The sequence below is a fragment of the Streptomyces cavernicola genome, assembly GCF_029968035.1.
In the GTDB taxonomy this organism is placed as follows: domain Bacteria; phylum Actinomycetota; class Actinomycetes; order Streptomycetales; family Streptomycetaceae; genus Streptomyces; species Streptomyces cavernicola.
Genome location: NZ_JASCIQ010000005.1, coordinates 102,236 through 125,220, shown reverse-complemented (window position 1 = coordinate 125,220; position 22,985 = coordinate 102,236). Strand labels below are relative to the sequence as shown.

The window sequence follows — 22,985 nt, the reverse complement described above, 5'->3', positions numbered from 1 at the left end:
ACGCCGCATCCACCCCACCCCGCCCCTCCCCAAAAGTCCTGCGGACAGCTCCGGGGGCTGCGCCCCCAGACCCCCATCCCCCGGGGCTGCCGCCCCGGACCCCGCTCGGGGGCCAGCCCCCGAACCCCCGCTCCTCAAACGCCGGAGGGGCTGGATTTTGCGAGCTGGGGCTGAATTTTGGGGTGCCCTACAGGGGCGCGGGGCTGTGACATCTGCGGCTCCGCCGCGTGGGCGCGACGGCCGGGGGCACGGAGGACCGGGGCGCAGCCCCGGTGGGGGCGCGGGGAACGGCGCGACCAGCCACAACGGCGCGGCAGCCGAAAAACAACCGGGAACGGGGCGAAGCCCCGGCCTGAGCGAGGGTCGGAATCCGGGGCGCAGCCCCGGCCTGAGCGGGGGTCGGGGGCGCAGCCCCCGGGGGCTGTCCGCCGAGGACTTCGGGAAGGGGCGGGGAGGGGGAGAAGCCGAGCCCTGAGACCATGGCCCAATGCCCGGCACCGACCTCGTCACCCCCCACGACGACACCCCCACGCCGGCCGCGCGCCCCTCCGCCCCGCGCCCGCAGTACGACCCGTACCTCCTCGCAACCGCACTCTTCACCGCGTACGCCCTCCTCTCCGTACTCCGCTGGTACCGGATGGAGAACCGTTCCTGGGACCTCGGGATCTTCGAGCAGGCGATCCGCGCCTACGCCCACCTGCAGGCGCCGATCGCCGACCTCAAGGGCCCCGGCGCGCACATCCTCGGCGACCACTTCAGCCCCGTCACCGCCCTCCTCGCGCCCTTCTACCGCGCGTTCCCCTCGCCCGTGACGCTGCTCCTCGCGCAGGCCGCGCTGTTCGCGCTGTCCGCCGCCGTCGTGGCGCGGGTCGCGGCCCGGCTGCTCGGGCGGGCCCGCGGCCTCGCGATCGGAGCGGCGTACGGCCTGTCCTGGGGGCTGCAGCGCGCCGTCGACTTCGACTTCCACGAGATCGCCTTCGCCGTGCCGCTGATCGCCCTCTCCCTGGAGGCCGTCCTGCGCGAGCGGTGGCGGGCCGCCCTGTGGTGGGCGCTGCCGCTCGTCCTCGTCAAGGAGGACCTGGGCCTGACCTGCTCGGCGCTCGCCGTCGTCGTCGCCCTGCGGGCCAGGAGGACGCAGCCGCGCGTGCTGCCGTACGCGATCGGGCTCGCCGCCTTCGGGGCCGTGGCCGCGCTGCTCACGTTCACCGTGCTCATACCCGCCTTCAACACCACCGGCGGCTACGACTACTGGGTCAAGGTCAGCGAGGGCCCGACCCCGTTCGACGGCCTCGGCGAGAAGCTCCGCACCCTGGGCTGGCTGCTGATCCCCACCACCGGGCTGCTCGCCCTGCGCTCCCCGCTCCTGCTCGTCGCCCTGCCCACGCTCGGCTGGCGCTTCGTCTCCGGCGACAGCCACTACTGGGGCACGGACTGGCACTACAGCGCCGTGCTCATGCCGGTCGTCGCGCTCGCCCTCGTCGACGCGCTCGATCGCAGCCGCCGCAGCCCCCGCCCCTGGCTGCGGTCGTACGCGCACCAGCTGCCGGCCGCCGTCGCCGCCGCGGCGCTCGCCCTGACGACGGCCCTGCCGCTCGGCACGCTCACCGAGTCCGCCACGTACCGCGAACGCCCGCGCCTCGCCGCCGCCAAGGAGCTGCTCCACGCCATCCCGGACGGCGCGAGCGTCGAGGCCAACATCGCCCCGATCAGCCGGCTGACCTCCCGCTGCCAGGTGTTCTGGATCGGCAACACCCAGGGCGTCACCCCCGAGTACATCGCCCTCGACAACACCCGCGGCAAGTACCCGGACCCGCTGCGCACAGCCCGCGAGCTGCACCCGGACGCGACGTACGAGATCACGGGCGCCGCCGGCGAGTACCTGGTCCTCAAGCGCGTCCTCTGACCCCCGGCCCGCCCCCCCCGAGCCCGCGCCCGGCCCACCTCGGCCCCCTCCCGCCGTACCGGCCCGGGTGAGATGGTGTCCGACGGCGCGAATTGGATGTACGGGGAAAGGATCTGGGCCGGTGGCGGCAGCGGAAGGCATACCCGAGGCGGGATCCGAGGCGGGATCCGAAGTGAGAACCGGAGTGAGAACCGGAGTGAGCAGCCCGCGCAGGCGCGGCGCCGTCGTGGCCGCGCTGATGCTCGCCATGGCGCTCGCCGCCCTCGACGCCACGATCATCGCGACCGCCGTCCCGCAGATCGTCGGCGACCTCGGCGGCTTCTCCGTATTCTCCTGGCTGTTCTCCGGCTATCTGCTCGCCGTCACCGTCACCCTGCCCGTCTACGGCAAGCTCTCCGACACCTTCGGCCGCAAGCCGGTGCTGCTCTTCGGGATCGCCCTGTTCCTCCTCGGCTCGCTGCTCTGCGCCGGCGCCTGGGACATGGCCGCCCTCATCGCCTTCCGGGTCGTGCAGGGCCTCGGCGGCGGCGCCATCCAGGGCACCGTCCAGACCCTGGCCGCCGACCTGTACCCGCTGGAGCAACGCCCCAAGATCCAGGCCAAGCTGTCCACCGTGTGGGCCGTGTCCGCGGTGGCGGGTCCTGGTCTCGGCGGGGTGCTCGCCGCGTACGCCGACTGGCGCTGGATCTTCCTGATCAACCTGCCCGTCGGCGCCGTCGCCCTCTGGCTGATCGCCCGCCACCTGCACGAGCCCGCCCGCTCGCACGCCGCCGAGAGCCGGATCGACTGGGCGGGCGCCGCGGCCGTGTTCGCCTGCGGCGGCGTCCTCCTCACCGCCGTCGTGCAGGGCGGCGTCGCCTGGCCCTGGCTGTCCGCGCCGTCCCTCACGCTCTTCGGCACGGGCGCGCTGCTCGCCGTGGCCGCCGTGTTCATCGAGCGCCGCGCCGCCGAGCCGATCATCCCCGGCTGGGTGTGGCGGCGCCGCACGATCGCCGCCGTGAACCTGGCCCTCGGCGCGCTCGGCCTCCTGATGGTCGCGCCGACGGTGTTCCTGCCGACGTACGCGCAGTCCGTGCTGCGCCTCGACCCGGTGGCCGCCGGGTTCGTGCTCAGCGTGATGACGCTCAGCTGGCCGGTGTCGGCGGCCCTCAGCCAGCACGTGTACCGGCGCATCGGCTTCCGGAACACCGCCGTCGTCGGCATGGCCGCGGCCGCCCTGATCCTGCTCTCGTTCCAGCTGGTGCCGTATCCCGGGTCCGCCTGGCAGCCCGCGCTGATCATGCTGCTGCTCGGCGCCGCGCTCGGCCTGTTCCAGCTGCCGCTGATGGTCGGCGTGCAGTCCACGGTGGGCTGGGCGGAGCGCGGCACGACCACCGCTTCCGTGCTGTTCTGCCGCCAGATCGGCCAGACCGTGGGCGCCGCGGTGTTCGGCGCGATCGCCAACGGCGTCCTCACGGCCCGGCTCGGCGGCTCGGCCGATCTCGACTCCGCCGCACGCAACCCGGGCGACGCGGGCGTCCGCCGCGCCATCGACGCCGCCGTCGACGCGGTGTACCTGGGCGCGGCCTGCGCCGCCGGACTCGCCCTCGTCGTCCTGCTCACGGTCGCCCCGCGCCGCTTCCCCGTACTGAAGCAGGAGCCGGAGGCGAATCCGGGAGCGAAGCCGGAGGCGAAGGCGCCGGCGGCCGAATCCCACGCCTCCCGCCCCGCCTCCGGAGCGCCTCAGCAGTCCCAGGAGAACCGTCAGTCACAGGTGCCCCGCGTCGACTGACCAGGTACCGACCAAGGACTGACCAGGAGCTGTCCAGGGACTGATCAGTTCGCGAGAACCCCTCCACCTTTGCGCTACCTGCGAGTAACGTACCGGGCCTCCCCGCGGTCCCGCCCCGGACCGGATGCGCGCAAGGAGCACCCCTATGCACGACCCCCACAGCGCTCCGCCGACCCCGCACGCGTACGAAGACTCCGCCCACCTCACGTACCCCTGGCTGCCCCGCGCCCCGAAGGCGGCCGCGCCACGGCGTCGGCCCAGCGGGCCCGCGCTCGGGCGGCACAGCGACATCCGCATCCTGCGCTCCGCCTACAAGTGGCTGCGCCGGGTCGCCGCCGCCACCGCGCTCGGCTACTTCACGCTCTTCCTGGTCCTGTCCGCGTACGCCCCCGGCTTCATGACGCTGCGCGTCGACGGCGGCCTCAGCGCCGGGCTGCTGCTCGGCGCCTGCCAGCTGCCGGTGACGCTCGCCGCGATCGCCGTGTACGAATGGCGGGCCCGCCGGGCCGTCGACCCGCTCTCCGAACGGCTGCGCCGCCAGGCCGAGTTGGCGGCCCGGCGATGACGGCGGCCGCCCGCGTCCTCGCCATACAGCCCTTCGACCTCGCCGCACAGCCCTTCGACCTCGCCGCACAGCCCCTCGACCTCGCCGCACAACCCTTCGACCTCGGCTCACCCGGCACCCGCACGGCCTGCCTGATCGCCTTCACCGCCGTCGCCACGCTCACCCTGCTGCTGTGCGTGCTGACCGGCCCCGACCGCGACGACCTCGACGAGTTCTACACCGGCTCCCGCTCCCTGCCCCCGGCGCGGAGCGGCCTCGCCGTCGCCGGCGACTACATCTCCGCGGCCACGCTCCTCAGCACGATCGGCGTGATCTCCCTGACCGGGTACGACGGCGTGGCCCTCGCCCTGTCCACGGCGCTCTCCCTGGTCCTGCTGATGTTCCTGCTCGCCGAACCCCTGCGGAACGCGGGCCGGTTCACGATGGGCGACGTCTTCGCCCACCGCTTCGGCCCTTCACCCGGCCGCTCCCGAGGGGTCCGCATCGCGGCCTGCGCCGCGACCCTCGCCGCCCTCCTCCCCCTCATGGTCGTCCAACTGGCCGTCGCGGGCGAGGTGTTGGTGTTCCTCCTCGGCGTCGACCGGCCGGGCCTGCGGGCCGGCTGCATCCTGCTGCTCGGTGCGCTGATGATCAGCTACGCGGCGATCGGCGGCATGAAGGGCACCGCCCTCATCCAGCTCATCAAGATGGTGCTGCTGCTCGGCGCGGGCACGCTGCTCGCCGGGCTCGTCCTGCACCGCTTCGGCTGGAGCCCCGGCGCGCTGCTCGCCGCCGCCGAACGCGGCAGCGGCCTCGGGCCCCGATTCCTGGAGGCCGGCCTGCAGTTCGCGGGCGGCGCCGCCCCGCGGCTCGACATGATCTCCTCCGAGCTGACCGTGGTCCTCGGCGGCGCCTGCCTCCCGCACGTCACGATGCGCATGTACGCGCCGCGCAGCGCCCCCGCCGTACGCCGCTCCATGTCCTGGGCCGTCGCGTCCGTGACCGTGTTCGCCCTGCTCATCTCCGTCATCGGCTTCGGCGCGACCGCGCTCGTCGGCCGGGAGCGGCTCGCGGCCGGCGACGGCCAGGGCGACACGGCGCTGCTGCTCACCGCGCAAGCCGTGTTCGGCCCCGAGTCACCGACCCTGGAGACCTTCCTCTTCACGGCCGTCACGGCGATGGTCTTCCTGACGGTGCTCGCCTCGGTCGCCGGCATGATCCTGGCCTGCGCGAACTCCCTGGCCCACGACCTCCTCGCCCCCTCCCGCCCGCGCGACGCCCGCCGCGAGCTGCGGTCCGCCCGCGCCTCGACGGCCGCGGTCGGCCTCACCGCCATCGCCCTCGCGATCTCCGTGCAACACCTCAACCTGCAGCCGCTGATCTCCATGGCCTTCTGCCTGGGCGCATCGGCCCTCGCCCCGGCCCTGGTCTACAGCCTGTTCTGGCGCCGCTACACCCGCACGGGCCTGATCTGCACCCTGGCCGGCGGCACCCTCGCCGTGCTCGTCCTGCTCCCCGGCACCAACCTGGTCTCCGGCCACCCCGGCTCGGCCTTCCCCGACCACGACTTCAACTGGTTCCCGTTCACCACCACGGGCATCGTCACCATCCCCCTCGGCTTCCTCCTCGGCTGGCTCGGCACGATCCTCACCCCACCCGAGCCCCGAGCGAACCAACGCCGCCGGTACGAGGAGGTGGAAGCGGAAATCCTGGCAGGCGTACGACCCCGCTAGGGGCGCGGGGAACTGCGCGAGCAACCACGACGGCGCGGCAGCCGAAGGACAGCGGGGTCCGGGGCGCAGCCCCGAAGCTGCTGCAAGCTTTCGGGAAGGGGCGGGGAGGGGAGCAGAATCAGCCCGTCCGGCGCTTGAGGACGAGCCCGCAGGGCGATCTGACGGCACCCACGTCGACGGTGCCGAACCTCACCCCGAAGCCTGCCCCGGCACCCCCGGCACCGCCGCCGACCCCACCAACGCCGCGAGGCTGCTCCGCACATGGTCCATGTGCGCCCGCATCTCCGCCGCCGCCTCCGCGTGCTCCCGCAGCACCCGCTCCGTCTCCCGCTCAAGCCGCTCCACCCGCAGCCGCGCCTCCGCAAGCACCTCCGCCGCGCGCGCGTCCGCGTCCTCCTGCCCGTGCCGGGCCGACTCCTCCGCCTCGGCGAGGGCCCGCTCGGCCTCCGCGCGCCGCGCCTCACCGGTCTCGCCGAGCTCAGACTCGCAGCCTTCCGTCGCCGCGACCCGCTCCGCCTCCTCCCGCTGCTCGGTCTCGCGCTGCTCCGCCTGCCCCTTCGCCTGGTCGGCGAGGAGCCGCTCGCACCGCTGCCGGGTGTCCCGCAGCACGGCGAGCGCCTCACTCCGCAGCTCCTTGGTCTCCTTGCGCACCCCGACCCGGACCTCGTCGACCTCGCGCTGCGCCGCGTCGAGCACCCGCCGCGCATGCTCCTCGGCCGCGCCGCGCACCGACTCGGCGTGCGCGGCGGCCTCTTCGCGCTGCGCCCGCCCGTACGCCTCGGCCTCCTCGGCCGCCCGCAGCGCGTCCGCCCGCCCGGTGTCGAGCACCTCGTCGGCCTCCTCCTGGACCGTGGCGAGCAGCCGCTGCGCACCGGCGCCCAACGTCTCGTACGTCTGCGGAGCGAGCCGCGCCACGACCTCGCGCAGCCGGGCGGCCTCGTCCTCCATCTCCTTGGCGAGCACGGTCAGCCGGGCCGCCCGTTCCCAGGCGTCGTCGCGGTCGGCGTACAAGCCCTGGGCGTACGCGTCCACTTGCTGCGGCCGGTAGCCACGGCCCCGTACGACAGTGAAGCCGGGGGACGACGGCACTGCACTCATCCTGGAACCTCTTCTTCCCGCAGGTCTCTTCGGCGCACATCTTGATGGATCATGCCGAAGCGCTCATACCGCAACACTCCACCCATGTCCTCGGTCAAGGATGCGCGAAAACCGGGCGAAGTCGGAATCCGGGGTCGAACCACAGACCAGCACGCTCACAGCCGTACGGAAACGACACGGCGCCGGACCCCGCCCCTGAAGGCGGAATCCGGCGCCGAGAGCCAGAGCCGTGCTCGGACCGCGAGCTAGAGCAAGCCGTCCCACATCTGCTCGAGCAGCACCGACCACCAGTTGTCCGGCGAGCCCAGCGCAGCCCCGTCCAGCGCCGCCAACTGCTGCTGGAAGTCGACCGTCCAGCGGCCCGCCTGCTCCTGGTTGAGCCCGTACCGCAGCCGCCACATCCGCCCGAGCAGCGCCAGGCAGCGGACGAACTCCGGCAGCCCGGTGTTGACGAACTGCGGCACGGCCGGAGCACCGCCGGGCCCGGCCTCGACCGGCACGGCCACGATGTTCGCCGTGCCGTACTGCACACAGATCGCCCGGCCGAAGTCGCTGCCCATCACCAGGTACGAGCCCGCGTCGGACGCCGGCTGCACCCCGCGCTCCTGCGCCAGCTCGGCCAGCGTCGGCACCGGCCGCCCCGGCTGGGCCTGCGCCCAGAAGAACGGGCTGACGTCCACCGGAAGCCCGGACCACATCAGCGTGTGCGCCACGATGTCGGGCACGCCCTGCCGCGACACCGCCCGCTGGTCGAAGCGGAAGACGCCCTGCGGCCCGAACGCGCCGGCCAGCTCCTGCGCCACCCCGTCCGGCGGGATCGGCGGCGCGGGCTGCACCGGCTGCACCGGCACCCGCACCGGCGCCGGCCGCGCCGGACCGTCCGCGACCTGGTGCAACTCGCCTTGGTGGGCGAGGAGTTGCTGCATGCCCTGCTGCCGCGAGGCGTGGTCCGCGCCGTACGGGGCGATCGACGTGATCCGCGCCTGCGGCCACGTCTCCCGGATCATCCGCGCGCAGTACGCACCGGGCAGCTCGCAGGACTCCAACTCCGTGTGGAGTTCGAGGACCTGCTGCGGCGGCACGTTCATGCCGCGCAGCTCGTGCAGGATCTGCCACTCCGGGTGCGGCATACCGGGCGCGGAGCGGCGGATCAGCTGCTGCTCGGAGCCGTCCTGCGCGCGGTAGCGCAGCACGGCCTGGTAGCCGGGTCCGACGGTCGGCTGACCGGCGGGCGGCTGCTGCGGATAGCCGTACGCGGGCGCCTGGCCGGGGCCCGGCCCCTGAGGCGGCTGCGGCGCACCGGGCGGCGGACCCGGCGGCGGACCGGGAACACCGGGAGCTCCGGGCGGAGTCGGCTGACCGGGCTGGCCGGGGCCGCCGACCGCGGGACCGGCCAGCATCGTCGCAGCGTGATGCACACCCTCACCGGGACCACCGGGCGCTCCGGGACCACTGGGCACGCCAGGAGCCGCCGGGGCACCGGGAGTTGACCCCGCTCCGGGCGCACCAGGCACGCCGGGCGCACCAGGCGCACCGGGAGGACCAGGCGGCTGCGGAGCACCAGGCGCACCGGGAGGACCAGGCGGCTGCGGCGCACCAGGGCTGCCGAGCGCGCTCGGGTCGGCGAACATCGTCGCGGCCTGATGCACCGAACCGCCCCCGGTCCCACCGGGCACGCCGGGAGGACCGGGCGGCTGCGGCGCACCCGGAGCACCGGGAGGCCCAGGCGGACCAGGCGGCTGCGGAACACCGGGCGCACCAGGCGCCCCGGGCGGGCCGGGAGGCTGCGGCGCACCGGGCACACCGGGAGGACCGGGCGGCTGGGGCGCACCAGGAGCACCCGGAGGCCCAGGCGGCCCAGGCGGCTGCGGCGCACCAGGGCTGCCGAGCGCGCTCGGGTCGGCGAACATCGTGGCCGCCTGATGCACCGAACCGCCCCCGGTCCCACCGGCCGACGGCGCGGCCGGAGGCGCGGGCGGGCCGGGCGGCTGCGGCCCGTCGGGGCCGAGCGCGGAGACGAGCTGCGTCGGCACGTACCCACCGGCAGGAGTGCCGGGCGCACCCGGACCCGAGGCGGGCGGCGGGGTCGGCGCAGACTCGGCGGCCGGGGCCTCGTCGAAGTCGGACGGCCCGCCCGAAGGCGTGGACGAGACGTCGACTTCGTCTCCCGCAGAAGGAGCCGCAGACGAAGGAGCCGAAGAAGAAACCGAAGAAGAAGCAGAAGCAGAGGCAGAAGCGGCAGGAGTCGAATCGGCGGCGACCGGAGCCTGCTGAGCCTGCGGAGCCTCCGAGACGTCCTCCACCCCCGGAGCCGCCGGCACGGCAGGCGGACCGGGCGGAGCCGCGGGCGGCGCAGGCGGAGCGGGCGGCGCCGGCGGGTACCCGTACGAGGACGGCTCCGGCGCACCCGGAACACCGGGCGCCGCAGGCACACCCGGAGGCGCCGGCGGCGCGGCCGACTGCTCCTCGCGCTGGTACGCCGGGGACACCGCGGTCGACGGGAGCTGGCTGCCGCCCTCCATGAGCTCGGTCTTGGCGTCCGGCGCGACGGCGGGCGACGCCGCACCATCGTCGTCCGAACCCGAAAGGGCGGGCGCTGTCACGGTGTTGGGCAGGGAGACGGAACGATCGTCGTCGTCCGCGTTCGTGTCCGTACCCGCCCACGGCGTCGCATCCACAGGCGCGGACGCAGGAACAGGCGCAGGCTCAGGAACGGGCGCGGGCGCGGGCGCAGGCGCGGGCGCGGGCGCGGGCGCAGCCGGAACCTCGGGCCCGGCAACAGCCGACCCCCCAGAAGCACCAGCAGAGGATCCAGCAGAACCAGCCCCACCAGAACCAGCCCCAGCAGAAGAACCGGCAGAAGAACCAGCAGCCCCTCTCCGCTCCCCGATCCCCATCTGGTCCGCGGCCTCCTGCAGCCACTCCGGCGGGCTCAGCAGGAACGACGTCTGATTGAGGTCCACCCGCTCCGGGCTCGCCGCCGCGGCCGGCGACTCGGCAGCCGCGTACTCCTCCTCGTACCGCCTGATCACCTCGCCCACCGGAAGGCCCGGCCAGAGCGTCGCCTCGCCGCTGTCCCGGGCGATCACCAGGCGCTGCCTGCCACCCTCGGAGCGCGGACCGTCCTCACGGTCCTCCGCCCACACCACGAAGCCCAGGTCGAACTCGCGCACCCGCACCTCCCGGTGCTGATACGCGGGCACGTCGCCGTTGATCCACTCCTCGGCGCGCTCCTGCGCCTGCGCGAACGTCACCATCGCCTGCTCACTCCCCCACCGCGGACAGCGGCACGGCACGCGCGAAGCCGCCGTCCACCATCAGGTTCGCCACCGTCTCCAACTCCGGCGGATTGCCCGCAAGACGGGACAGAAACACGTCGAAGTCCTCACCGCACGGCAGCAGCAACTGCTCCACCCGCTCCTCGATCGCCAGACCGTCCCGGTCCCGGGCATCGTCGTACGGGCAGAACCACACCGAGCCGAGCCGGTCCCCGCGCACCTTCACCGCGACGATCCCGCCCTGCACGAACGCCACCCCGAGGTAGTCCTTCGTCAGGTGGTCCCGCAGACACTTGTTGACGTAGAAGAGGTCGTTGACCGCCGCCTCGTCGCGCACCGTGAAGAACGGCTGATCGACGAGCAGCCCCAACTCCGCGTCAAGGGCCGCCCCGACCGGCGCACAACCCCCCGCCGCCTTCAGGAACGAGCGGTACGCACCCGGCAGCCGGTACCCCAGGTCCTCCTCCATGCCGGACAGATCCTGCTCCGACACCGCGAGCCGGGACTTCGGCAGCCGGAAATGCGTCGGCAGCGTCTCCTGCAACGGGCGCGTGCCCCGCTTCCGCTGGTCCACCGCCGCCGTCGCGATTCCGCCGTGATGCCGAAGCAGCGCCTTCACCTCGACCGGGATCAACTCCAGGCGACGCGTCCCCGCCACGTGATGCCACGTCCAGCCGTGCGGCGTCGCCACCGCCGGGATCGTGTCCCACAGCTCATGACCGTCCGCCGCGAGCGCCGCGTTCGCCGACACGTAGTCCGTCAGCCGCAACTCGTCCACGCCGAAACCCTCCGGCGGCTCCGCCACCTCCGCGGCGGCACGCGCGTACGGCGAGAAGTCCGGATAGCCGTCCGCGTCCACGCGCACCCCCCGCGGATGGCGCGCGGCCCGCACCGGATCCGGAAAGTGCACGAGCTGACCGGCGTACGCCGCGTTCGGCGGCGCGGCAGCCCCAGCCCGGGAACCGGCCTCGGAACCGGGCGATACCCCAAGGCCGAGCCGACCTGTCGTCATGGCGGTTGCCCCCTGCGGCGCATCTGAAAGGTTCGGAACGAGTTCGATCAAGGACCGGCCGCGCACGGCCGACACGCCACAGCCTAAGCGCTGCCGCACCCCCGGTCACCGGGCCTCCGCTTCCGTGACCTGCGGTCACCCGTACGTGACGGTACGACGAAAACGACACAACACACACAGACCCAGCTTCCGCACCAGCCACCCCATTTGGCAGGCTGTCCCCGCACTCCGGGGAGTGCGGAGGTGCCACCAGGGGTCACCACCACGGGATCCACCGGACAGGGCCTAGGGAGGGGACCGAGCACACATGCACACCGCACACCCGCAGAGCACAGGCGACCCGCGCCTCAGCTGGAGCGCCACCGCGGCGACCCCGCCCCCCGTACTCCGGCACCGCCGCGACGGCATCCTCCCCACCGTCGCCGCCGCCCTCTCCGTACGCGGCGAGACCCTCACCTCCACCGCGGGCCGCGGCGACACCGCCCCCGAACTGCACCCCCTCGTCCAGGACTTCCTCGACACCCTCACCAGCGGCCAGCGCGAACGCTCCACCGGCCGCTGCCCCGAAGCGCTGCTGCTCTCCCGCCACCTCAGCGCCGTCGAAGCAGGCCGCTCCAAGCGCGCCCAACGCAAACCCCTCACCCCCAGCGAAGCCCGCAAAGCACTCAAACACGCCAAACTCACCACCCGACGCATCCGCGAAGCCGGCGACCCCCTCCACGGAGCCTTCGCCACCCCCTGCCGCTCCTGCAGCGCCCTCATCGCCCACTTCGGCGTACGCGTCGTCGCCCCCGCCGAACCCACCGGACCCACCGAGGACGCCGAGGACTAGGCAGTGCCGCACGACCCCGGCCCGACCCGGTCGGCAACAGCCCCCCGACCCAGGCCCACCGAACCGACGGAAGGACAAGGCTGATGCCCACCACCGACCGCGCCGCCGCGCGCACCTCCACGACCCGCTTCTCCGTCACCGTGGACGCCGCCCTCCGCGAATCCGGCTGGCAACCCGGCCGCTGGGACATCAAGCAGGCCGAACACTGGGCCGACGCCCTGCGCGTACACACCTCACCCGCCGGCCACCGGCACACCGTCTTCCCCGCAGCCGTCGAAGTCTGGGCCGAATTCGGCGGCCTCACCCTCACCCCCACCGGCCCCGGCCGCCAGATCGCCCCCGTCTCCATCCACTTCGACCCCCTCCTCGGCCTCCACATGGCCCGCACCCTCGGCGACCTCGGCCGCGCCCTCGACACCGAGATGTGCCCCCTCGGCGAAGAGACCGACACCCAGGCCCTCATCGCCATCGACGCCGAAGGCCGCGTCTACGCCCTCGACCACTCCGGCGACTGGTACGCAGGCCCCGACATCGACGCCGCCCTCGACACCCTCATCTCCGGCGTCATGCCCACCCGCCTCACCGCAAGCTGAACCCGGCACCCCAAGCCGCCCCCAGCTCCCCGCTACCCCCGAGCCGGAATCACCGCCGACACCCGGAACCCACCCGCATCCGTCGGCCCCGCCACGAACACCCCACCGAGCGCCCCCACCCGCTCCTTCATCCCCACCAGACCATTGCCCCCACTCGGCAACCGCGCCACATCCCCCACACCCTCCGGCGGCGGCTCGTTCTCCACCTGCATCGCCACCTCACCCCCGCGATGCGCCAACCGCACATACGTCTTCGCGCCCGACGCATGCTTGTGCACATTCGTCAGACCCTCCTGAATCACCCGGTACGCGGTCTGCTCCACCTCCGCCGGATAACCCCCCGGCACCCCCTCCACCGACAGATCCACCGCCATACCCGCCGAGCGCGACTGCCCGAGCAACTCCTCCAGATCCGCCAGACACGGACCCTCCGCACCGTCCTCCCCCTGCGCCCGCGAAGCCGCCGCAGCCGCCGCCTCCCCCACCGCAGCCAACGGCACCGGCGCGGACCGCCCCGACTCCCCCGTACGCAACACCCCGAGCATCTCCCGCAGTTCCGTCAACGCCTGCCGGCCCATGTCCCCCACCAACGCCGCGTTCCGCACCGCCTTCTCCGGGTCCTTACGCGCCACCGCCTGCAACGCCGCCGCATGCACCACCATCAGACTCACCCGATGCGCCACCACGTCGTGCATCTCCCGCGCGATCCGCGTGCGCTCCTCGTTCCGCGCCCACTCCGCACGCTCCTCCGCACGCTCCGCCAACAACTGCAGCTCCCGCTCCAGGCTGTCCGCACGCTCCCGCAACGACTCCATCAACCGCCGCCGCGCCCCCACGTACAGCCCGAGCAGCAACGGCGGAGCCGTCACACCCAACGAGGCCGTCACCGCGATGAACGGCACGAACCACTCGCCCAGCTCGAGATTCCCCTGCGCCATGTCCTGCCGGGACCGCACGAACGTCACGATCATCGTGCCCGCCAGCGACATCCCCGCCAGCGCAGCCGTGATCCGCCGCGGCACCTCCGAAGCGGCCAGCGAATACAGACCGACCACCGTCAGCAGAAAGCCCATGTTCGCCGGAGTCACCGCGATCGACACCAGCACCACCGCGATCGGCCACCGCCGCCGCAGCACAAGCACCGAACCGGCCAACGCCCCGAACAGCACGCCCACCGCGACCGGCACCCCGGCCCGGCCGGCGAACGCGACCCCCTCGGCGGCACACTCCCCCGCCGACGCCACCGCAAGCCCCACATCGAACACGGCACTACGCCGCCGCCCCCACCACCACGGCCCCCCGGCCGCCTCGTGGTGCCCTACCCCCGTCGTGGTCATGCCTCCAGCGTACGGGCGCACACCGACACTCGACCGGCCACTTCCGACACCGGGGCACTGGCAGATCCACCCTCCGACCGGAAGCGAAACGCGCCGGTATTACCCGAACTGGTGAATCGCTCAAACTTTCGACCCGGACGTCCGCATTCCGGACAAGACTTGCCGCATGAACGAAATCACCAGCCGCCAGGCCGACTTCGAGAACCTCCGAGAACAAGCCATCACGCTGCGCCGAGCCGGCCTCAGCCTCCGCCAGATCCGCGACGAGCTGAAGATCTACAACCACGACCTCCTCAGCGCCCTGGTCAAGGGCGAACCGGCCCCGACCTGGACGAAACGCCCCAACGCCAAGGACGACCTCCGCGAACGCGCCCGCGAACTCCGCCTCCAGGGCTGGACGTACGACCAGATCCAGCTGGAGCTGGGCTGCTCGAAGAGCTCGATATCCCTGTGGGTGCGGGACCTGCCGAAGCCCGAGCCGCGCTACACACCGGAAGAGCAGCAAGCCCTCATGCACGCCGGGCTCGCCAGGCTGCGGAGTGCGCAGAACGAGGAACGGGAGCGCGTCAGGCTCGCGGCGCACCAGGAGATCGGCGAGCTCTCCGACCGTGAGCTGTTCCTTGTCGGAGTAGCGCTGTACTGGGCAGAAGGCAGCAAGAGCAAACCGCACGCCCGCCGCGAGCGCGTGATCTTCGTCAACAGCGACACCAGCGTCATCGAGACCTTCGTGGCCTGGCTGGACCTACTGGGAGTCGAGCCGGAGCACCGGCGATACCGCATCCTGATCCACGAGTCGGCCGACGTGCCCGGCGCTCACCGGCACTGGGCAGACGTGCTCGGTGTGGACGTCGACGTCTTCAGCCGACCGACCCTGAAGCGACACAACCCCAAGACCGTGCGCAAGAACACCGGAGACGACTACCACGGCTGTCTCGTCATCGGGGTCAACCGGAGCGCCCGGCTGTATCTGCGCATCGAAGGATGGTGGAACGGAATCGCCTCCTACGCACAAGGCCGTCTCAGGTAAGGTCTCAAGGGCTGTCCCCCGTGGTGTAACCAGGCAGCACACCAGGTTTTGGTCCTGGCAGGTCAAGGTTCGAATCCTTGCGGGGGAGCTCACAGCTCACAAGAGCCGAGTTCGGGTCCTGCCCCCAAGGTCAGGACCCGTCCCCATTTCCGCCCCACAACGCCCCGGTATCCTGCGGATGTCCACCCCCAACACATCCGAAGCCGAAGGGCATACCCGTGAGCGCCACACCCCCGGCCGCCGTTGTCGTCCTTGCAGCGGGTGAGGGCACCCGCATGAAGTCCAAGACCCCGAAGGTGCTGCACGAGATCTGCGGGCGCTCCCTCGTCGGTCATGTGGTGTCCGCCGCGCAGGAGTTGAGGCCCGACCGGCTCGTCGTGGTCGTCGGGCACGCGCGCGAGCAGGTCGTCGCGCACCTCACCGCCGCCGATGCGGAGATCCGTACGGCCGTGCAGGAGGAGCAGAACGGCACCGGGCACGCGGTGCGGATGGGTCTTGAGGAGCTGGCCGCGGAGCGGGCGGTGGACGGGACCGTGATCGTGGTGTGCGGTGACACTCCGCTGCTGACCGGGGAGACGCTGCGGGCGCTGGCCGCGACGCATGCCGCGGACGGCAATGCGGTGACGGTGCTGACGGCGGAGGTGCCGGACGCGACGGGGTACGGGCGGATCGTGCGGGATGCCGCGGGTGCGGTGACGGCGATCGTGGAGCACAAGGACGCGGACGACGCGACGCGGGCGATCCGGGAGATCAACTCGGGTGTGTTCGCGTTCGACGGTGCGCTGCTCGCGGATGCGTTGGGCAAGGTGCGTACGGACAACAGTCAGGGTGAGGAGTACCTGACTGATGTGCTGGGGATTCTGCGTGCGGCGGGGCATCGGGTGGGTGCGTCGGTCGCGGGTGATCACCGGGAGATCGCGGGGATCAACAACCGGGTGCAGTTGGCCGAGGCGCGGCGGACGTTGAACGACCGGCTGCTGGAGCGGGCGATGCTGGGCGGTGTGACGGTGGTGGATCCGGCGTCGACGTTCGTGGATGTGACGGTGACGTTCGAGCCGGACGCGGTGGTGCATCCGGGTACGCAGCTGCTCGGTGCGACGCACGTGGGGGCGGATGCCGAGGTGGGTCCGAATTCGCGGTTGCAGGACACGTCGGTGGGTGCCGGTGCGCGGGTGGACAACACGGTGGCGGACGGTGCGGTGGTCGGCGATGAGGCGCTGGTGGGTCCGTATGCGTATCTGCGGCCGGGGACGCGGCTGGGTGTGAAGGCGAAGGCCGGCACGTATGTGGAGATGAAGAACGCGTCGATCGGTGCGGGGACGAAGGTGCCGCATCTGTCGTATGTGGGGGATGCGACGATCGGTGAGCACTCCAACATCGGTGCGGCGAGTGTGTTTGTGAACTATGACGGTCAGGACAAGCACCACACGACGATCGGGTCGCACTGTCGGACCGGTTCGGACAACATGTTTGTGGCTCCTGTCACGGTCGGGGACGGTGCTTACACCGCTGCGGGGTCTGTGATCACGAAGGATGTGCCGCCCGGTTCGTTGGCTGTCGCCCGTGGCCAGCAGCGGAATATCGCGGGTTGGGTGGCTCGTAAGCGTCCGGGGAGCGCGGCTGCGAAGGCGGCTCAGGCTGCTTCTTCGGAGCCGGAAGGCGAAAGCTGACCGGAAACAGGTGCGTCTGAGGCGGCGTACCGTGATAGGTGCACGTTATTTCGGCTGGCTCGTATTCAGGGCTGCGATGAACACGTCTGAGGAGACTGTGCTGTGAGCGGGATCAAGACGACCGGCGAGAAGAAGTTGATGCTCTTCTCCGGCCGCGCCCACCCCGAGCTGGCCGAGGAGGTCGCCCACCAGTTGGGCATCGGCGTCGTTCCGACCAAGGCGTTCGACTTCGCCAACGGCGAGATCTATGTGCGCTATCAGGAGTCGGCGCGTGGTGCGGACTGCTTTTTGATTCAGAGCCACACGGCTCCGATCAACAAGTGGATCATGGAACAGCTGATCATGATCGATGCGCTGAAGCGGGCGTCCGCTCGGAGCATCACGGTGATCGTGCCGTTCTACGGTTACGCGCGGCAGGACAAGAAGCACCGCGGACGTGAACCGATTTCGGCGAAGCTGATCGCGGATCTGATGAAGACGGCGGGTGCGGACCGGATCGTGACGGTCGACCTGCACACGGATCAGATCGTGGGCTTCTTCGACGGTCCGGTGGACCACCTGTTCGCGCTGCCGATCCTGGCGGACTACGTGGGCGCGAAGGTGGACCGGGACAAGCTGACGGTGGTCTCGCCGGACGCCGGCCGGGTTCGGGTGGCGGACCGTTGGTGCGACCGTCTGGGTGCGCCGCTGGCGATCGTGCACAAGCGGCGTGACAAGGACGTCGCGAACCAGGTGACGGTGCACGAGGTCGTGGGTGACGTCGAGGGTCGGGTCTGTGTCCTGGTGGACGACATGATCGACACGGGCGGCACGATCTGTGCGGCGGCGGACGCGCTGTTCGCGCACGGTGCGGAGGACGTCATCGTGACGGCGACGCACGGTGTGCTGTCGGGTCCGGCTGCGGACCGGCTGAAGAACTCGAAGGTGAGCGAGTTCGTGTTCACGAACACGCTGCCGACGCCGAGCGAGTTGGAGCTGGACAAGATCACGGTGCTGTCGATCGCGCCGACGATCGCGCGTGCGCTGCGTGAGGTGTTCGAGGACGGTTCGGTGACGAGCCTCTTCGAGGAGCAGTGATCCGGAGCCGGTAACGCCGGAGCCGGTAAGGCTTGATCGATTTCTGGTGCGGCCTTCCTGCCGAGTAGACTGCTCAAGTTGCTCGGCGAGGGAGGCCGCACTTTTTTGTGTGGCTCCGTTATCGACGCGCTCTTCGTAGCAGGCCGTTCGTGGCCGGGTGACCTGTCCGTTTCTCACCCATACGAGGAGTGATTGAGCATGTCCGAGGTGAAGATCTCCGCCGAGGCGCGTACCGAGTTCGGCAAGGGCGCTGCCCGCCGTCTGCGTCGTGCCGACAAGCTGCCGGCCGTTGTCTACGGTCACGGCGAGGCCCCGGTTCACGTGGCGCTGCCGCACCACGACACCCTGATGGCGCTGAAGACCTCGAACGTCCTGATCGACCTGGACATCGACGGCAAGAGCCACCTGGTCATCCCGAAGGCCGTCCAGCGTGACGTGCTGCGTCAGGGCATCCTGGAGCACATCGACCTGCTGCTCGTGAAGCGTGGCGAGAAGGTCCAGGTCGAGATCCCGGTGCACACCGAGGGCGAGCTGGCCCCGGGTGGCAACCTGCTCGAGCACGTGCTGAACGCCCTGCCGGTCGAGGCCGAGGCGACGCACATCCCGGAGTCCGTGACGGTCTCCATCGCTGGTCTGGACGCCGGTGCGTCGGTTCTGGCGAAGGACATCACGCTGCCCAAGGGCACGACGCTGGCCGTCGAGGAGGACGCTGTCGTCCTGCAGGTCCTGGCCGCGCAGGCCGAGGAGGCCCCGGCCGAGGGTGCCGAGGACGAGGCCGCGGAGGCCTGATCCGCTGCTTTTCCCGGTGCCGGGTACCGTCTTTCGGGACGGTGCCCGGCATCGGGTCGTTTGTGCCTGTTGTTCTGTTTGGGGAGACGTTCTAGATGACGAGCGACGCCACTGCGCCCTGGTTGATCGCCGGGCTCGGCAATCCGGGTCCGGGGTACGCGGCCAATCGCCACAATGTCGGTTTCATGGTGGTGGATCTCCTCGCCCAGCGGATGGGCGGCGGGTTCAAGCGGCACGGGAAGGCGCAGGCGCAGGTCGTGGAGGGCCGGGTGGGTCCGCCGGGTCCGGGGAGTCGTCGGGTGGTCCTGGCGAAGCCGATGTCGTACATGAATCTGTCCGGTGGGCCGGTGACGGGGCTGCGGGATTTCTACAAGGTGCCGACGGCCAACGTCGTTGCGGTTCATGACGAGTTGGACATCGATTTCGGTGTGCTGCGGTTGAAGCTGGGTGGGGGCGACAACGGGCACAACGGGTTGAAGTCGATGACGAAGGCGATGGGTGCGGACTATCACCGGGTGCGGTTCGGGATCGGGCGGCCGCCGGGGCGGATGCCGGTCGCGGATTTCGTGTTGAAGGATTTTTCGGGGGCGGAGCGCAAGGAGCTCGACTACTTCGTGGACCGGGCGGCGGATGCCGTGGAGGCGTTGGTCCTGGAGGGTCTTGAGCGGGCGCAGAGCACGTACAACTCGTGAGTCGGGGTAGGGCCTGAGCTTGACCGAGGGCTCATTTGTGGCCAAGGATTTCGGCCATGTCTGCCGCTACTGCCCAGCCGGGCCTGCTGTTGTTCGGTCGGCGTGCCGGGTCTGTCCTGCTTGCGCTGTTGTTGCTCGTCGCGGGGGCGTGGACGTCCTGGTCGACGGCGCAGCACGTGGTGTTCACGGAGGATCGTGAGCAGGGTGTGATGACGGTCGTCCGGTGTGAGGGCGAGGCGTGTTCGGGTTCGTTCGCGCCGGCGGAGGCTTCGGGGAAGCCGCGTGCGTCGGTGGTGATCGACCGGTCGATCGGTGAGCACAAGGGTGCGAAGGTGCCGGTGGCGGTGAAGCCGGGCACGGACGAGGTCGTACGGACGGGTGGTCCGGGTTTTCTGCATGCGTGGGTGCCGCTGGGCGGTGCGTTGTTGTTGGCGGCCGTGGTGATCGGGGGCGGTCTGCGGCTGCCGCGGGTGGCGTGGGGTGTGGGGTTGACGGGGGGCGCGTTGTTGGTGGCCTCGTTCGCGACGCTCTAGGTCGCCCTTTTTCGTACGAACGCCCGTGCCGGGCAACGCGGTTGGTCGCGTTGCCCGGCACGGGCGTTCTGCGTGTGTGCGGCTGTGGGTCAGCCGGTGTTGCGGAGGCCTGCGGCGACTCCGTTGACGGTGAGGAGCAGGGCGCGGCTCAGCGTCGGGTCGGGCTCGGCGTCGGCAGCGGCGGCGTCGCGCTGGCGCTTGAGGAGGGCGACCTGGAGGTACGAGATCGGGTCGAGGTAGGCGTCGCGGATGGCGAAGGTCTGCTGGAGCACCGGGTTGGTGTCGAGGAGTTCCTTGCCGCCGGTGATGCGCAGGACTTCCTGCACGGTGAGCGCGTGCTCGGCCTCGATGGTGTCGAAGACGTGCTTGAGCTCGTCGGGGACGAGGGTGTCGACGTAGTGGCGGGCGATCCGCAGGTCGGTCTTGGCGAGGGTCATCTCGACGTTGGAGAGGAAGTTCTGGAAGAAGTGCCAGTGCTCGTGCATCTCGTCGAGGACGGTGTCACCTTCATGCCGCAGGCCCCCTTCGCGCAGCGCCTTGAGGCCGGAGCCGACGCCGAACCAGCCGGGGACGATCTGCCGGGACTGGGTCCAGCCGAACACCCAGGGGATGGCGCGGAGTCCGTCGAGTGAGACGCCGGAGCCGGGGCGGCGGGAGGGCCGCGAGCCGAGGTGCAGGTCGGCGAGCTGGTCGACGGGGGTGGAGGCGAGGAAGTACGTCGGCAGGTCGGGGTCTTCGACGAGCTTCCGGTACGCGGCGTGGGCGGCGTCGGAGACGGTGTCCATGGCTGCGTCCCAGCGGGCGAGGGCCTCGTCGGACTGGCGGGGCGCGGTGTGCAGGGCGGAGGCCTGCAGCGTTGCGGCGACGGTCAGTTCGAGGTTCTCGCGGGCGAGGGACGGGACGAGGTACTTGTCGGAGATGACCTCGCCCTGTTCGGTGACCTTGATCTCGCCTTCGAGGGTGCCCCAGGGCTGGGCGAGGATCGCGTCGTGCGAGGGGCCGCCGCCGCGGCCGACGGTGCCGCCGCGGCCGTGGAAGAGCCGCAGCCGTACGCCGTAGCGGTGGGCGACGTCGCGGAGGCGGCGCTGGGCGCGGTGGATCTCCCACTGGGAGGTGGTGATGCCGCCGAACTTGGAGGAGTCGGAGTAGCCGAGCATGACCTCCTGCACGTCGCCGCGCAGGGAGACGAGGCGGCGGTACGAGGGGTCGGCGAGCATCTCGTCGAGGATGACGTCGGCGGCGCGGAGCTCGTCGGTGGTCTCCAGGAGCGGCACGATGCCGATCTTGGCCCAGCCGGCGTGCAGGTCGATGAGGCCGGCTTCGCGGGCGAGGACGGCGGCGGCGAAGACGTCGTCGGCGCCCTGGCACATCGAGATGATGTACGACTCGATGACCTCGGGGCCGAAGATCGCGAGGGCCTTCTTGATCGTCTCGAAGACGCCGAGGGTCTTCTGGCCCGCGGCGTCGAGCGGGGCCGGACGCGGGGCGAGGGGGCGGCGGGAGCGGAGTTCCTTGGCGAGGAGCTTCTGCCGGTAGTCGCGCGGCATGTCGGCGTACCGCCAGGACTCCTCGCCGAGCCGGTCGAAGAGCTGGCCGAGGGCGTGGTGGTGGGCCTCGGCGTGCTCGCGTACGTCCATGGTGGCGAGCTGGAGGCCGAAGGCGGCGAGGGTGCGGATGACGCGGTCCATGCGGCCGTCGGCGAAGAGGGCGCCGCGGTGTTCGCGCAGGGAGGTCTGGAGCAGGGTGAGGTCCTGGAGGAGCTCGGCGGTGCCCAGGTAGTCGCGGCCGGCCTCGTGCGGGGTGCCCTTGGCGAGGCGCTCGCGGGTGTTGACGAGCTTCTGCCGGATGCAGGTGGCCTTGAGGCGGTAGGGCTCTTCGGCGTTGAGGCGCTTGTAGCGGGGGCTGATCTCGGGGAGAAGCTCCAGGTCGGCCCGGAGGGAGCTGTGCAGCTCGTCGGTGGCGCCCGCGTACCGGATGGAGTTGGAGAGCAGTCCGCGCAGGTTGTCGACGAGTTCGAGGGCGTCGGTGATGCCGTGTTCGTGCTGGAGGATCAGCACGTCCCAGGTGACCTCGGGGGTGACGTTGGGGTTGCCGTCGCGGTCGCCGCCGATCCAGGTGCCGAAGGTGAGGGGGCGGGTGCCGGGCGGCAGTTCGACGCCGACGCGATCCAGCTCGGCGGTGAGGTCCTCCAGGACGTCGCCGACGGCGCCGGTGTGCAGCTCGTCGAGGTAGTAGATGGCGTTGCGGGCCTCGTCGGCGGGCTCGGGGCGGACCACGCGGAGCTCGTCGGTCTGCCAGACGAGGTCGATGTTCTCGGCGAGGCGCAGGTCGAGGCGGCGGCGGTCGGCCGCGGAGCCGGGCGACTCCAGGAGCTCGGCGATGCGGCGGAGCTTGTTGAGGACGGAGCGGCGGGCTGCCTCGGTGGGGTGGGCCGTGAAGACGGGCCGCACGTTGAGGTGCTCGACGGTCTCCCGCAGGTGGGCCGGGTCGGCGTCCTTGAGGAGGTCGGCGGTGCGGGCGAGGGTGCCGCCCTCGGCGTCGCGGCGGGCGGCGAGTTCGCGGCCGCGGTGCACCTGCTCGGTGACGTTGGCGAGGTGGAAGTAGGTGGAGAAGGCGCGGACCAGCTTGGCGGCGGTCTCCAGCTCGGTCTCGCCGAGGAGGCGGGCGGCGGCCTCGCCGTCCTCGCGGGTGAGGGCCCGGACCTGCTCGACGAGGTCGAGGAGTTCGGGGCCTTCCTGGCGTACGAGGGTCTCGCCGAGGAGGTCGCCGAGGCGCCGGATGTCGGCGCGCAGCTCGGCGCTGGTGCTCGTGCTCGTGCTCGTGCTGCTGGTCGTGCCGGCGCTCGTGCTGCCGGCGCTGGTGTTCTGGTGGTCGGCACTGCTCACAGGTGCGGCTCCTTGCAGTGTTGAGCTCGTATCTGGAGAAAACTGAGAGGACCCCGTCGTCCGGCTCCGGGACGATCCGATGTGGATCTCCGTGGTGCCGGATCTCCGTGATGCTGGATCTGCGGAATCTGGGGAAGACTCAGAGCGGACCACGCTGTCCGACGCCACCAGGATAGGTCGCGGTCCGGCGGGGCCCGTCGGTGGCCACTTG

At 71.6% G+C, this 22,985-nt stretch carries 18 protein-coding genes and 1 tRNA gene; 14 read left to right on the top strand and 5 right to left on the bottom strand.

Annotation, left to right across the window (positions count from 1 at the left end):
• Positions 1-487: 487 nt before the first annotated feature.
• The 4 genes from QIS96_RS06745 (at position 488) to QIS96_RS06730 (ending at position 5,951) form a co-directional block, all read left to right on the top strand.
• Positions 488-1,903, top strand: a complete 1,416-nt coding sequence (locus QIS96_RS06745) for a DUF2079 domain-containing protein (protein ID WP_282541468.1) — start codon at positions 488-490, stop codon at positions 1,901-1,903.
• Positions 1,904-2,075: 172 nt separating this feature from the next.
• Complete coding sequence (locus QIS96_RS06740; RefSeq protein WP_282541467.1) at positions 2,076-3,674, top strand: MFS transporter; 1,599 nt, start codon at positions 2,076-2,078, stop codon at positions 3,672-3,674.
• A gap of 145 nt (positions 3,675-3,819) precedes the next feature.
• Positions 3,820-4,239 (top strand): DUF485 domain-containing protein, encoded by a 420-nt coding sequence (locus tag QIS96_RS06735; RefSeq protein ID WP_282541466.1) that lies wholly within the window; start codon positions 3,820-3,822, stop codon positions 4,237-4,239.
• Entirely contained in the window at positions 4,236-5,951 is a 1,716-nt protein-coding gene (locus tag QIS96_RS06730) for a sodium/solute symporter (protein ID WP_282541465.1), read from the top strand. The genes QIS96_RS06735 and QIS96_RS06730 overlap by 4 nt, the downstream gene beginning before the upstream one ends.
• A 189-nt stretch (positions 5,952-6,140) precedes the next feature.
• On the opposite strand, the gene QIS96_RS06725 is transcribed toward QIS96_RS06730, so the two are convergent.
• Both QIS96_RS06725 and QIS96_RS06720 read right to left on the bottom strand, forming a co-directional pair.
• The gene (locus tag QIS96_RS06725; protein WP_282541464.1) at positions 6,141-7,049 is read right to left on the bottom strand and encodes a cellulose-binding protein; all 909 of its coding nucleotides are present in this window, start codon (positions 7,047-7,049) and stop codon (positions 6,141-6,143) included.
• 245 nt (positions 7,050-7,294) lie between these two features.
• The gene (locus tag QIS96_RS06720; RefSeq protein ID WP_282541586.1) at positions 7,295-9,946 is read right to left on the bottom strand and encodes an SUKH-4 family immunity protein; all 2,652 of its coding nucleotides are present in this window, start codon (positions 9,944-9,946) and stop codon (positions 7,295-7,297) included.
• Between the two features lie 55 nt (positions 9,947-10,001).
• Here QIS96_RS06720 and QIS96_RS06715 point away from each other — a divergent pair, with 55 nt between their 5' ends.
• Complete coding sequence (locus tag QIS96_RS06715) at positions 10,002-10,241, top strand: hypothetical protein (protein WP_282541463.1); 240 nt, start codon at positions 10,002-10,004, stop codon at positions 10,239-10,241.
• A 72-nt stretch (positions 10,242-10,313) separates the two neighbouring features.
• On the opposite strand, the gene QIS96_RS06710 is transcribed toward QIS96_RS06715, so the two are convergent.
• Positions 10,314-11,339 (bottom strand): SMI1/KNR4 family protein, encoded by a 1,026-nt coding sequence (locus QIS96_RS06710; RefSeq protein ID WP_282541462.1) that lies wholly within the window; start codon positions 11,337-11,339, stop codon positions 10,314-10,316.
• A gap of 307 nt (positions 11,340-11,646) precedes the next feature.
• On the opposite strand from QIS96_RS06710, the gene QIS96_RS06705 reads away from it, so the two are divergent.
• Both QIS96_RS06705 and QIS96_RS06700 read left to right on the top strand, forming a co-directional pair.
• Positions 11,647-12,171, top strand: a complete 525-nt coding sequence (locus QIS96_RS06705; RefSeq protein ID WP_282541461.1) for a YwqJ-related putative deaminase — start codon at positions 11,647-11,649, stop codon at positions 12,169-12,171.
• An 83-nt stretch (positions 12,172-12,254) separates the two neighbouring features.
• Positions 12,255-12,764, top strand: a complete 510-nt coding sequence (locus QIS96_RS06700; RefSeq protein WP_282541460.1) for an SUKH-3 domain-containing protein — start codon at positions 12,255-12,257, stop codon at positions 12,762-12,764.
• Positions 12,765-12,796: 32 nt separating this feature from the next.
• Here QIS96_RS06700 and QIS96_RS06695 read toward each other — a convergent pair whose 3' ends face one another.
• The gene (locus QIS96_RS06695) at positions 12,797-14,101 is read right to left on the bottom strand and encodes a sensor histidine kinase (protein ID WP_282541459.1); all 1,305 of its coding nucleotides are present in this window, start codon (positions 14,099-14,101) and stop codon (positions 12,797-12,799) included.
• A gap of 166 nt (positions 14,102-14,267) precedes the next feature.
• Between QIS96_RS06695 and QIS96_RS06690 the strand changes: the two genes are divergently transcribed.
• The 7 genes from QIS96_RS06690 to QIS96_RS06660 all read left to right on the top strand — a co-directional run bounded on the left by QIS96_RS06690 (position 14,268) and on the right by QIS96_RS06660 (position 19,889).
• A complete protein-coding gene (locus QIS96_RS06690) occupies positions 14,268-15,128 on the top strand; it encodes a hypothetical protein (protein ID WP_282541458.1) in 861 nt (286 codons plus the stop codon).
• Positions 15,129-15,142: 14 nt separating this feature from the next.
• Positions 15,143-15,216 (top strand) — tRNA-Gln (locus tag QIS96_RS06685).
• A gap of 130 nt (positions 15,217-15,346) precedes the next feature.
• On the top strand, positions 15,347-16,798 hold the full coding sequence (glmU, locus tag QIS96_RS06680; RefSeq protein WP_282541457.1) for a bifunctional UDP-N-acetylglucosamine diphosphorylase/glucosamine-1-phosphate N-acetyltransferase GlmU: 1,452 nt from the start codon (positions 15,347-15,349) through the stop codon (positions 16,796-16,798).
• Positions 16,799-16,900: 102 nt separating this feature from the next.
• Positions 16,901-17,875, top strand: coding sequence for a ribose-phosphate diphosphokinase (locus QIS96_RS06675; RefSeq protein ID WP_282541456.1), 975 nt, complete (start codon positions 16,901-16,903; stop codon positions 17,873-17,875).
• Between the two features lie 198 nt (positions 17,876-18,073).
• Complete coding sequence (locus tag QIS96_RS06670) at positions 18,074-18,664, top strand: 50S ribosomal protein L25/general stress protein Ctc (RefSeq protein WP_282541455.1); 591 nt, start codon at positions 18,074-18,076, stop codon at positions 18,662-18,664.
• A gap of 95 nt (positions 18,665-18,759) precedes the next feature.
• Positions 18,760-19,356 (top strand): aminoacyl-tRNA hydrolase, encoded by a 597-nt coding sequence (gene pth, locus QIS96_RS06665; RefSeq protein WP_282541454.1) that lies wholly within the window; start codon positions 18,760-18,762, stop codon positions 19,354-19,356.
• Positions 19,357-19,412: 56 nt separating this feature from the next.
• Entirely contained in the window at positions 19,413-19,889 is a 477-nt protein-coding gene (locus tag QIS96_RS06660; protein WP_282541453.1) for a hypothetical protein, read from the top strand.
• An 89-nt stretch (positions 19,890-19,978) separates the two neighbouring features.
• Here QIS96_RS06660 and ppc read toward each other — a convergent pair whose 3' ends face one another.
• Positions 19,979-22,681: a phosphoenolpyruvate carboxylase gene (ppc, locus tag QIS96_RS06655; protein ID WP_282541585.1), complete on the bottom strand. Its 2,703-nt coding sequence runs from the start codon at positions 22,679-22,681 to the stop codon at positions 19,979-19,981.
• Positions 22,682-22,985: the final 304 nt, after the last annotated feature.